The 10,460-nt window shown below is 70.8% G+C and carries 10 protein-coding genes and 2 pseudogenes; 10 read left to right on the forward strand and 2 right to left on the reverse strand.

Annotated features, from left to right (window positions below; all coding sequences use genetic code 11):
• Positions 1 to 42: 42 nt before the first annotated feature.
• Positions 43 to 489 (reverse strand): peptidoglycan-binding protein, encoded by a 447-nt coding sequence (locus ACFWGJ_RS35860; protein WP_387332968.1) that lies wholly within the window; start codon positions 487 to 489, stop codon positions 43 to 45.
• 265 nt (positions 490 to 754) lie between these two features.
• Between ACFWGJ_RS35860 and ACFWGJ_RS35865 the strand changes: the two genes are divergently transcribed.
• The 5 genes from ACFWGJ_RS35865 to ACFWGJ_RS35885 all read left to right on the forward strand — a co-directional run bounded on the left by ACFWGJ_RS35865 (position 755) and on the right by ACFWGJ_RS35885 (position 5,287).
• Positions 755 to 1,573 carry a peptidoglycan-binding protein gene (locus ACFWGJ_RS35865; protein ID WP_387332970.1) on the forward strand — a complete coding sequence of 273 codons (819 nt, stop codon included), beginning with the start codon at positions 755 to 757 and terminating at the stop codon, positions 1,571 to 1,573.
• A complete protein-coding gene (locus ACFWGJ_RS35870; protein ID WP_387332972.1) occupies positions 1,570 to 2,610 on the forward strand; it encodes a helix-turn-helix domain-containing protein in 1,041 nt (346 codons plus the stop codon). Before ACFWGJ_RS35865 ends, ACFWGJ_RS35870 begins: the two co-directional genes overlap by 4 nt.
• A gap of 208 nt (positions 2,611 to 2,818) precedes the next feature.
• On the forward strand, positions 2,819 to 3,298 hold the full coding sequence (locus tag ACFWGJ_RS35875; protein WP_387332974.1) for a MarR family winged helix-turn-helix transcriptional regulator: 480 nt from the start codon (positions 2,819 to 2,821) through the stop codon (positions 3,296 to 3,298).
• A gap of 25 nt (positions 3,299 to 3,323) precedes the next feature.
• Positions 3,324 to 3,827: a MarR family transcriptional regulator gene (locus ACFWGJ_RS35880; protein WP_387332976.1), complete on the forward strand. Its 504-nt coding sequence runs from the start codon at positions 3,324 to 3,326 to the stop codon at positions 3,825 to 3,827.
• A 206-nt stretch (positions 3,828 to 4,033) separates the two neighbouring features.
• On the forward strand, positions 4,034 to 5,287 hold the full coding sequence (locus ACFWGJ_RS35885) for an APC family permease (RefSeq protein ID WP_387332985.1): 1,254 nt from the start codon (positions 4,034 to 4,036) through the stop codon (positions 5,285 to 5,287).
• A 141-nt stretch (positions 5,288 to 5,428) separates the two neighbouring features.
• Here the strand turns inward: ACFWGJ_RS35885 and ACFWGJ_RS35890 are convergent, their stop codons facing one another.
• On the reverse strand, positions 5,429 to 6,088 hold the full coding sequence (locus tag ACFWGJ_RS35890; RefSeq protein ID WP_387332977.1) for a type III effector protein: 660 nt from the start codon (positions 6,086 to 6,088) through the stop codon (positions 5,429 to 5,431).
• A 136-nt stretch (positions 6,089 to 6,224) separates the two neighbouring features.
• Here ACFWGJ_RS35890 and ACFWGJ_RS35895 point away from each other — a divergent pair, with 136 nt between their 5' ends.
• From ACFWGJ_RS35895 to ACFWGJ_RS35915, 5 genes and pseudogenes are all read left to right on the forward strand, one after another.
• The gene (locus ACFWGJ_RS35895) at positions 6,225 to 6,659 is read left to right on the forward strand and encodes an Hsp20/alpha crystallin family protein (RefSeq protein ID WP_387332979.1); all 435 of its coding nucleotides are present in this window, start codon (positions 6,225 to 6,227) and stop codon (positions 6,657 to 6,659) included.
• A gap of 216 nt (positions 6,660 to 6,875) precedes the next feature.
• On the forward strand, positions 6,876 to 7,310 hold the full coding sequence (locus tag ACFWGJ_RS35900; RefSeq protein WP_387332981.1) for a DUF2267 domain-containing protein: 435 nt from the start codon (positions 6,876 to 6,878) through the stop codon (positions 7,308 to 7,310).
• A gap of 186 nt (positions 7,311 to 7,496) precedes the next feature.
• Positions 7,497 to 8,372: a SigB/SigF/SigG family RNA polymerase sigma factor gene (locus ACFWGJ_RS35905; protein ID WP_387332983.1), complete on the forward strand. Its 876-nt coding sequence runs from the start codon at positions 7,497 to 7,499 to the stop codon at positions 8,370 to 8,372.
• Positions 8,373 to 8,940: 568 nt separating this feature from the next.
• Positions 8,941 to 10,248: pseudogene (locus ACFWGJ_RS35910) on the forward strand (glycoside hydrolase family 43 protein); the annotation flags it as partial.
• Between the two features lie 89 nt (positions 10,249 to 10,337).
• Positions 10,338 to 10,460: pseudogene (locus ACFWGJ_RS35915) on the forward strand (TetR/AcrR family transcriptional regulator); the annotation flags it as partial.

Genomic DNA, 10,460 nt, shown 5'->3' on the forward strand with positions numbered 1-10,460 from the left:
TCCTTGCCTCAAGGACGGGCCGGGGTCGCACGGGTGGGACGGTCAGGCGGCGAAGCGCTTGAACGCCGCCCGGGTGCCCGAACCGGCGATGCCGTCGATGTCACCCGTGTAGCCGTAGTCGGCCTTCAGCAGACGCTGCAGCGCCTTGATGGTGTTGGTGCCGGGGTCGCCGTCGATCTCGCCCGTGTAGCCCCAGTACTTCGCGAGGCAGCGCTGGAAGGCCTTCCAGCTGTTGGTGCCCAGCTGACCGTCGATGGCGCCCGTGTAGCCCCAGTAGTCAGCGAGGAAGTCCTGGACGTTCTTGGCCTCGGCCGTGGTCAGACCGAAGTTCTGCGTCGCGGTCACGGCGGCGGGCTGCGCGACCGCCGCCGTCTGCGCGGAGGCCGCGGTCGCCGCGAAGCTGGTGCCCGCGGTCGCCACACTGCCGGCGGCGAGGCCGACAACGGTGACGAGTCCGGCGATGGTCGTGCCCAGAGCGTTCGGTCGCATGCTTTCCTCTTTCGGTTGTGGAATCCGCCCCCGTCCCGCCCCACGGGACCGGGTGGCGAGGTCAAAGGTGCAGGGCGCCGGGGCGTCCTGGCCACGGCTGTGGCACAGATGGCGGTTCCTCGGGACGACCACCCTGCTGACCTGCGAGGACAGGGGTCGGCGGGACGGTTGTGTGGGACGCCTGTGACAGATGTGACGGGCTCATGCAGAATGCGAAGCAGCGAAGGGGGTCGCTGCTCACGCTCATGAACGTATGGGGGGAAACATGTCGCGCTACAAGGCGCTGTCCGCCGAACTCGATCCCTGTGAGAGGCAGTTGGTGGAACGTTTACGCCGGCTGAAGGATCAGGGCGAGCTGACGATGCGACACCTCGCCGCCAAGACCGGTTACAGCGCCAAGTCGTGGGAGCGGTACCTGGGAGGAACCTCGCTGCCACCCCGGGAGGCGGTGGAGGCACTGGCCCGGATCACCGGAGCCGACCCCGTCCCGCTGCTCGCCCTGCACGAGATCGCCGCCGACACCTGGGACAGCCGCCGCGCCAGGAACGTCGTGGAGCCCCGGCCCGCGACGCAGGAACAGGAACCGGAACCGGAACCGGAACCGGAACCGGAACCGGTCACCCTCATCGGGCCGACGACACCACCTGCCTCCGCGCCCGCCCCCGGCCGCTTCCCGCACATCGCTCTCACGGCGGGCGTCGTAGCCCTGGCCGTGGCCGTCCTGGCGGCGCTGCTGCTCATGCTGCGCCTCGACGACGGCGCCCCCCAGGCGGCCGTCGCCGCCCCGCCCTCGACCGCCGCGGCCTCGCCGTCGCCCTCCTACAGCTGCCGCATCAGCCGCGTCGACGGCAGGTGGTCGGCGGGCATCAACCAGGGCCGCAACGACGAGATCGTCTACGGGGCCACGGGCGCCGATGTCGCCGAAGCGCAGTGTCTGCTGCGCCGGGCGGGTATCTCACCCGGCGGGATCGACGGCATGTTCGGCCCGCTGACGCTGCGGGCCGTCAAGTCGTTCCAGCAGCGCTCGGGCCTGGTCGTCGACGGGATGCTGGGGCCGCGCTCCTGGAAGGCGCTGCGCGGATGACACGCGCCGCATCCTCGGCGCCGGGCGCTCGATTGGCCGTCGTACTCCGTGAGTTGAAGCAGCGCAGCGGTCTGAGCCTGGCGCAGCTCGCGAACGGGACGACCTTCAGCAAGTCGTCCTGGGAGCGCTACCTCAACGGCAAGAGCCTGCCACCCCGCAGCGCGGTCGTCGAGCTGTGCCGTCTCGTCGACGCGTCGGCCGACCATCCGCTGGCGCTCCTGGACATCGCCCGGACGCACCGGACGCACCGGACACACGGGACTGCACAGAAAGGGGACAGTGCGCCGGTCCCGGCCCGGCAGCCCGACGGCAGTGGGACGGACGCGCCGCCCTCGGCCCCGACCGCGGCCTCTTCCGGCACCGGTGAGAACGAGACGGCACCGGACACCAAGGGCCCGCCCGGGACGCCTTCGCCCGGCACCGGCCCGCCCGGGACACCTTCGCCCGGCACCGGCCCGGCCGGGAAAGCCCCGGCCGACGTCGACCGCACGCGCCCGACCAGCCACCGGCCCGTCACCGCCCTCACCGCTCTGGTCTCGTTGTGTGCGGTGGCCATAGGGACCTTCGTGCTCCTCAACCTTCCCGCCTCGCACGGCAAGGAGGCGCCGCCGTCCCTCGCGCCGTCCCCCGCCACCGGAGCGCTCTGTCGGCACAACGCCTGTCAGGACAAGGACCCGATCACGATGAAGTGCGGGGCCGAGCCGACGACGCTCGCCGAGCACGAGACCGCCACGGGGGCCTGGATCCAGATCCGCTACAGCGAGGAATGCGGGGCGAGCTGGGCCCGTATGTGGGGCGCGGTCGTGGACGACCGCGTCGAGCTGCGGGCGGGCGGCCGGGGCGGCTCCCACCACGGCGCGCGGGTCACCAGCCGCAGCGAGGCGGACACCTACGTCCACACACTGATGAACGTGGTGAACCCGGGGACGCCGGTGCAGGCCTGCTTCAGCCCCGCGGCGGGCGGCGCGAAGGAATGCGTCAGGGCGCGCCCGGACCAGGCCGTCGCGACCCCGGCGACGGCCGGCTCAGAGAACTGAGTCCGCGGTCGGTGATGCACCGGCGGTGGAGTCCGAGGACCGCTGCTCGCCGGCGCTCGCGCCAGCGCCGGCGCTCGCGCCGCGGCCGGTGCCGCCGTCGTAGGGACGGCGCTGTCGCCCTGGGCGCCGAGGCCCGCCGAGGATCCGCTCCAGGAGCGGCTCCTAAAAATAGTAGCCATGGACATTATGTCTATGTACTCTATTCGGCATGAGCAAGGGTTCACCGGGCCCCACACCCGGCTTCCTGGTGTGGCGGCTAGCCAACAAATGGCGCGTCGCGGTCGATCGCGCGCTCGCTCCGCTGGGTCTCACCCATGCGCAGTACTCGCTGGTCGCGTCGCTGCTCGGCATGCGGCGCACCGGCGAGCGGCCCAGCCAGCGCCGCCTCGCCGACCACACCGGCCTGGAGGCGTTGTACGTGTCGAAGCTGGCACGCGCACTGGAGTCGGCCGGCCTGGTCGAGCGCACCCGCGATCCCCGCGACCCGCGCGCCGTGCAGCTGGCGCTCACCGAGCAGGGCGAGGCCGTCACACGGCGGGCCGTCGCGGTGGTCCAGGAACTGCTCCAGCAACTGCTGGAGCCGCTCGGCGGCCTCGACGCCCCGCGGACACAGGCGTTCACCGACGAGCTGACGGCCCTGCTCGACGTACCTCTCGCTCCACCCGTACCGAACGACGAGAGCACCTGACGAGAGACCTCAGGGGGACAACACCATGACCACCAGCGCGTCCACCACTACGGACACGACCTCCGCGGACACGACCTCCGCACCCCCGGCCAACGCCCGCGACCTGGCCCTGGCCCACTACGCCGCCCGCGGAGTGCTGGAGCACGTACTGGCCCGGCACGGCGCCACCTTCCAGCAGCAGGTCGCCCTGCGCGCCGCCATCACCTCCGACACCCCGCAGACACCGGACGATCTCCTCACCCAGGTCCAGGGCTACCTCAAGACGGATCCGGCCGGCATCCGCGCCACACTCGACGAACTGCTGGCCAGGCACCTGCTCGTCGCCGACGGCGCACACCTGCGTCCCACCGACGCGGGGCGCGAACTGCTCGCCGCCGTCGGTGCGGAGACCGCTCCCGTCTCCGCCCGTATCTGGGGCGGGATACCCGCCGAGGACCTGGCCGCCGCCGGCCGCGTCCTGGCCCTCGTCACCGAGCGCGCCAACGCGGAACTGGAGGCGCTGACGGCGCAGACGGTGCAGACGGCCTGAGCGTCGACACCGTGCGCATCTGGCCGAAGGGCCGAGCCGAACGCCGGCCGACGCGGCGAACGGGCCCGACGCCCGATCCATGAACCCTCCATTCGCCACGTCGCAAACCCGCCCCACCGGGTACCCGCCGCTGCGTGCACCCTTCCAAAGCCGCGCCCCGGACGTCGCAAGCTCCCACGGCGCTCAAAAAAGCTCTGACCACCCCGCTGCTCTACTTCTTCATCCTCGGCGACGTTCTCGGCGCGGGCGTGTACGTCCTGGTCGGGCAGGTCGCGGCCGATGCCGGCGGTGCCGTGTGGGCCCCGCTCCTCGTGGCCCTGTGCCTGGCACTGCTGACGGCCGCCTCGTACGCGGAACTGGTCACCAAGTATCCGCGTGCGGGGGGCGCCTCCCACTACGCCACGTTGGCCTACGGGCCCTTCGCCGGGTTCCTCGCCGGTTTCTGCATGCTCGCCGCGGGGGTCGTGTCGGTGGGCGCCCTGGCCCGCGGATTCGGCGGCGACTACCTGTCCGAGTTCGTCTCGCTCCCGGTGGTGCTCGTCACGATCGTCTTCCTGGCCGCGCTGGCGCTGTTGAACGCACGGGGCATCAGCGAGTCGACGCGGGCCAACGTCGTCGCGACGGTCGTCGAGGTCGGTGGACTGCTGCTGGTGATCGGGCTCGGTGCCTGGATCGTGCTCCGAGGCGACGGAGACGTGGGACGACTCACCGAACTGGGGACCACGAGCAAGGGTCCTGCCGCCGCCGTGCTCAGCGGGGCAGTCCTCGCCTACTACTCGTTCGTCGGGTTCGAGACATCCGTCAACGTGGCGGAGGAGACCCGCGATCCCCGGCACGCGTATCCCAGGGCGCTCTTCGGCGCGCTGGTCACCGCGGGCGCTGTGTACGTCCTGGTCGGGGCCGCCGCCGCGGCGGCCGTGCCGACCGGCAAGCTGGCCGAGTCCAGCGGCCCGCTCCTCGAAGTCGTCCGTGCCGCCGGCGGGGTCCCCACGAAGCTCTTCGGCGCCATCGCCCTGGTGGCGGTCGCCAACGGCGCGCTGCTCACCGGCATCATGGCGTCGCGGCTCGCCTACGGCATGGCCCGGGACGGCCTGCTGCCGCGCTTCTTGACGAAGGTGCTGCCCGGCCGGCGTACGCCGTGGGCCGCCATCGCCACCACCACGGCCCTCTCGCTGCTGCTCGCGCTGACCGGTGACGTGGACACCCTCGCCTCCACGCTGGTCCTGCTCCTTCTCGTGGTGTTCTTCCTCGTCAACACCTCGGTCCTCGTGCTGCGCCGTGATGTCACCGACCATGATCACTTCAGGGCCCCGTCCGTCGTGCCGGTCCTGGGGGCGGCCTCCTGCGTCGTCCTCGCGACCCAGATCGAACGCGATGTGTGGCTGAAGGGACTGCTCGTACTCGCGGTGGGTGCGGTGCTGGGCGTCGTCGCGGCGGTGCGGTTGCGGCGCAGCCGCTGAACCAGGCCGATCCGGGATCGACGCCGAGCGGACCGCGCCGGGACCGCCGGGGGCGGGGCCCAGGCCTCCGGTCACCACGGGCAGCCTCGTCCGTTCGTATCGAACTGCCGTCCCCGGTTCTCAGGAGGTGGTTCCGTCCCCTCAGGAAGTGGCTCCGTCGCGGCCGCCACGGGCCTGACGGAGCCGGTCCGTCTGGTCGCTGATGGCGTCGATGCGCGCCGCGAGGTCGGGGTGACCGGCCTTGAGGTGTGTGTGCGTCTCGGTCAGGGGGCCGATGAGGTGGGTGGCGTCGTCGGCGGCGAGGGCGTCGGCGAGCCGGGCCACAGGGGTGCGTGCCTGGGCGGGGAGGTCGGAGAGCGAGGTGATCTGCCCGGCGAGCCGGCGCAGTTCGGCGGCGTTGGCCCGGGCCCAGGCGGAGACGGTGCGGTCGGCGGCGCGGTGGTCCCGGGTCGCCTGCACGCGTTGTTCGCCGGTACTGCCGGATGTCCCGGGGCGTACGCGCAGATAGCGGCGCTCGGCGGCCTGGCGGCTGGCGACGCCCATCGGCTGGGCCAGCTCCGCCCAGCTGGTGCCCGCCGCCCGGGCCGCCTCGATCAGTCCCGGCTCCCACCCTGCGAGCTGTTCGCGCAGTTCACGCAGCAGCACAAGCGCCGCCAAGGCCTGTTCGGCGGTGGCCTGTCCGCTCTCGGGAGGTTCCGGCCGTGCGGTCCGTGCGGTTCGGACGGCCTCGCCGATCGTGTCGAGCGCCGCTTTGGCGGCGAGGAGCGAGGCGGGGTCAAGGGGTTCGGGGGCAGGTGGCATGGGGTCCTCTCGGGCTTCGCTCCGCATGTCGTCCTTTGGATGACATCGCAGTTGTCATCGTTTCGATGACATGCTACAACGGTGTCCGATGAAGCGCATTGGCAGTTACTGCCAGACCTGTGGAGGTGTTTTCGCGATGTTGATGCGCACTGACCCGTTCCGCGAACTCGACCGGCTCGCCCAGCAGCTGACCGGTGTGTCGGGCACGTGGTCCAGGCCCTCGGTGATGCCGATGGACGCCTACCGGGAGGGCGAGGAGTACGTGATCGCTCTCGACCTGCCCGGTGTGGACAAGGACGCGGTCGAGGTCGACGTCGAGCGGAACATGCTCACCGTCAAGGCCGAGCGCCGCCCGGTCGCGGCAGCCGACCACGTGCAGATGGAACTCTCCGAGCGACCCGTCGGCGCCTTCTCACGCCAGTTGGTACTGGCCGACACCCTTGACACCGAGCGCATCACGGCCGACTACGAGGCAGGGGTGCTGACCCTGCGCATCCCGATCGCGGAGCGCGCCAAGCCCCGCAGGGTCTCGATCGGCGGCGGGTCCGAGCCCCAGCAGATCCGAAGCTGAGGACTCGGACCCACGGCGTCGCCGCCGACGGACGACGGGACCGGGCTCCCGCACGGATCCCGTCCCGCGGCGGCGCGCACCGAGGGGGAGCGGCCACGCCGTGGAGGCGGGCCGCCCCGCGGGCTCACAGAGAAAACCAGGCCGACCGGCGTCAGCCGGGTCGGTCGGCCCCTCAACCGGCACCACGCCCGACGGGCGAGAAAGGCACGATCTCCGATGATTCCGCTGCGTGAACCGGCTTCCGGCCGACCCGGCACGACGTTTCACCGGATGCTGGAGAAGATCCGGTACGAGGGCGCGTACTCCACCAGGGAGCGGGCCGAGGAAGTCACCCGCGCGGTGCTGGCGGCGCTGGGCCGTCAGCTCACCGGGGAGGAGCGACGCGACCTCGCCGCCTGCCTCCCGGCCGAGGCCGCACGCGTCCTCACCGGGCAGAGGCCCGACCCCCTGCCCCTCACGGGCTGGGGCTTCGTCAAGGACCTCGCCACCCGCACGGGCGGCACGCACGCCACCGCGCGCTGGGACACCGGAGCCGTCCTGGCCGCCGTCGCGGACCTCGCGGGTCCCGACCTCCTCGACCGCGTCCTTGCCCGGCTCCCGTCCGGGTACGCGCTGCTGTTCGGGCGCGCGGAACTCGTCCAGGCCGCCTGACCTTTCGGGCCGCCGGACCTTCCACGCGGGCACCGGGCGGACGGCGGCGTCGGCCGCGGCCGAGTCGCAGCCCGGCGCCCCTGCGGCACTCGGCCGAAATTCGTGGGCGTACGAAGCCGCTGCCCGGGTACGCGCGGGCAGGATCCTAAACGGCAGCCATGTTTGAGGCACAAGGAGCGAGACCCAATGACCATCGTGACGGCGCAGGAACGGACCGGGGCCGGTGTCCGGGCCACCGGGGTGGAGCAGGACCTCGTCGAGCGCGCATACGCGGCCCCTTCCTCCATCGCGCCCAGGGACGCGCGAGAGGTGGGCAGACGGTTCTTCGACCGTCTCACGCAGCTCGAAGAGGGCACGCACGAATACCAGTACGTGCGCAACTGCCTGATAGAGATGAACCTCTCCCTCGTGCAGTACGCGGCCTCCCGGTTCAAGCACCGCGGCCCGCAGGAGATGGAGGACATCGTCCAGGTCGGCACCATCGGCCTGATCAAGGCGATCGACCGGTTCGAGCTGTCCCGCGAGGTCGAGTTCACGTCCTTCGCGGTTCCTTACATCACCGGCGAGATCAAGCGGTTCTTCCGCGACACGAGCTGGGCCGTACACGTTCCGCGCCGTCTGCAGGAAGCGCGGCTGGAACTGTCCAAGGCCACCGAGGAGTTGCGCACCCGCCTGGGACGCTCTCCCTCGACGGCGGAGCTCGCGGAGCTGATGCAGCTGGAGGCCTCCGAGGTCGTCCAGGCGCAGATGGCGTCCAACGGCTACAACGCCGCCTCGCTGGACGCCGCGGTGATGAACCAGGACGAGGAGTCCGACACCGCGCTCGCCGACTTCATCGGCTTCGAGGAGAACTCCTACGACCTCATCGACAACTTCCACTCCCTGGCCCCGCTGGTCGCCGGACTCGACGAGCGTGACCGCAGGATCATCCACCTTCGCTTCGTCGAGGAGCTCACCCAGCAGCAGATCGCCGACCAGCTGGGCTACTCGCAGATGCATGTGTCGCGGCTGATCAACCGGGTCCTCGGCAAGCTCCGCGCGGGCCTGCTGGCCACGGAGTAGGCACCGCCGGACCGGCGGGTCCCTGTCCGAGTCGGCGCCGTGCCGAGCAGGCCGGCGCCGACCAGGACGAGCCTTGTTCCGGCGCCCCCGCCCAACGGACCGCGGCCGAGCCGGACTCCCGTCGGCTCACGTCAGCGGCGGCGCAGCATCATGACCACGGCGATGATGATGACAATGACGACGATGGTGCCCAGGCCGATGTACACGGTTCTCTCCCTCGGTCGCAATGGCGCGGCACCCGCTGGTGTCGCAGAATCCGAGTGCCCCCGCCCGGGCCCTTCATCCCGTCATCCCGCCCGCGTGACCGAGGCCGACGACTCCGTGCGCGACCGGGCGATGCCCTCGTGGCCCTGTAGCTGACGATCTGTGCGCAAGGGGTTTACAGCCCACTTGCAACGATGTAAACACCTGCGTGCAGCCACCCCATCGACAACTTCTCGGTACAGAGCTCCCGACAACGTTGTCTTCCCTCGTCAGCCTCACCCCCACGGAGGTTCTCGTGACTGTCCGATCGACCGGGTTCGTCGCCAAGTCCTGGGCCACACTGCTCGTCGGCGGCCTCGTGGCGATGTTCTCGCCCACAGCGGCCGTCGCGGCGCCCGAGTACTCGACCGCCGAGGCGGGCAACCCCTTCGTCGACGGCTGGTACGCGGACCCCGACGTCGCGGTCTACGACGGCAGGTTCTGGGTCTACCCCACGGCGTCCAAGTCCTACGCCGAGCAGACCCACCTCGACGCGTTCTCCTCCACCGACCTGGTCCACTGGACCAAGCACAGCAACGTCCTCAAGACCGCGGACGTCTCCTGGGCCAAGTACGCGGTATGGGCTCCCGCGCCGGTCGAACGGAACGGCAAGTACTACCTGTACTTCGCCGCGAACGACATCCAGAGCAACTCGGAACTGGGCGGCATCGGCGTGGCCGTCGCCGACCGCCCCGAGGGCCCGTACAAGGACGCTCTCGGCAAGCCGCTGATCTCGCAGTTCCACAACGGGGCCCAGCCCATCGACCAGGACGTGTTCATCGATGACGACGGCCAGGCGTACATGTACTACGGGGGCTGGCACCACTCCAACGTCGTCAAGCTCAACCCGGACATGACCAGCCTGGGCACCTTCGACGACGGATCCACCTACAAGGAGATCACCCCCGAGAACTTCACCGAGGGCTCCTACATGTTCAAGCGCAACGGCACGTACTACTTCATGTGGTCGGAGGGCGGCTGGACCGGCCCCGACTACTCGGTGTCGTACGCGATGTCCGACTCGCCGACCGGCCCGTTCCGGAAGATCGACAAAGTGCTCGCCCAGGATCCCGCGGTCGCCAAGGGGTCCGGCCACAACTCCGTCGTGAACGTGCCGGGCACCGACATCTGGTACATCGTCTACCACCGCCGTCCGCTCAGCGAGACCGACGGCAACCACCGTCAACTGGCCTACGACCGGCTCCACTTCAACGCCGACGGCACCATCCGGCGGGTCGCGATGCAGGTGAAGGACAACTTCGCCGACGGCAACGCGCTGGGCTGGAAGACGTACGGCGGGACCTGGTCCGTCGGCGGCGGACAGTACCGGGTGGGGCGGAACCTGGGCGGCAAGGCGCTGCTCGACACGAACTTCGCCGACTTCACCTACGACGCCGACGTCACCGTCACCTCGGGCGGCGGGGACGCGGGCCTGACGTTCAGGGTGAGCGGCCCGTCGGTCGGCTGGGACAGCTACTCCGGCTACTACGCGGGCATCAGCCCGGGCGGCAAGGTGGTCCTCGGCCGGGCGAACGGTTCCTGGACCGAGCTGGCGAGTGCCCGCACGGCCGTCGGCACCGGCTCGGCCCACCGTCTGCGCGTCACCGCCGTCGGTTCCTCGATCAAGGTGTTCGTCGACGACATGACGACACCCAGGATCTCCGTCAGCGACAGCACCTACCGCAGCGGAGCGAACGGCGTCCGGGTCTTCGACACCGAGGCCGCCCCCAGGTCACCGAACTGGAGGCCCGGGTGGGCCGCGAGACGCACCGCATCGCCGTCGAGCTGCTGGGCGCGGACGAGTCGGTGCCGGGCGTACGGGAGACCGTGCAGGGCCTGCTGGAC

Origin of the sequence: Streptomyces sp. NPDC060205 (assembly GCF_042728395.1) — a bacterium.
Taxonomy (GTDB): Bacteria; Actinomycetota; Actinomycetes; order Streptomycetales; family Streptomycetaceae; genus Streptomyces.

Coding starts and splice junctions, on each gene's coding strand:
- ACFWGJ_RS35905 (WP_387332983.1), top strand. CDS start 7,497: ATGACCATCGTGACGGCGCAGGAACGGACCGGGGCCGGTGTCCGGGCC.
- ACFWGJ_RS35900 (WP_387332981.1), top strand. CDS start 6,876: ATGATTCCGCTGCGTGAACCGGCTTCCGGCCGACCCGGCACGACGTTT.
- ACFWGJ_RS35870 (WP_387332972.1), top strand. CDS start 1,570: ATGACACGCGCCGCATCCTCGGCGCCGGGCGCTCGATTGGCCGTCGTA.
- ACFWGJ_RS35865 (WP_387332970.1), top strand. CDS start 755: ATGTCGCGCTACAAGGCGCTGTCCGCCGAACTCGATCCCTGTGAGAGG.
- ACFWGJ_RS35875 (WP_387332974.1), top strand. CDS start 2,819: ATGAGCAAGGGTTCACCGGGCCCCACACCCGGCTTCCTGGTGTGGCGG.
- ACFWGJ_RS35880 (WP_387332976.1), top strand. CDS start 3,324: ATGACCACCAGCGCGTCCACCACTACGGACACGACCTCCGCGGACACG.
- ACFWGJ_RS35895 (WP_387332979.1), top strand. CDS start 6,225: ATGTTGATGCGCACTGACCCGTTCCGCGAACTCGACCGGCTCGCCCAG.
- ACFWGJ_RS35890 (WP_387332977.1), bottom strand. CDS start 6,088: ATGCCACCTGCCCCCGAACCCCTTGACCCCGCCTCGCTCCTCGCCGCC.
- ACFWGJ_RS35860 (WP_387332968.1), bottom strand. CDS start 489: ATGCGACCGAACGCTCTGGGCACGACCATCGCCGGACTCGTCACCGTT.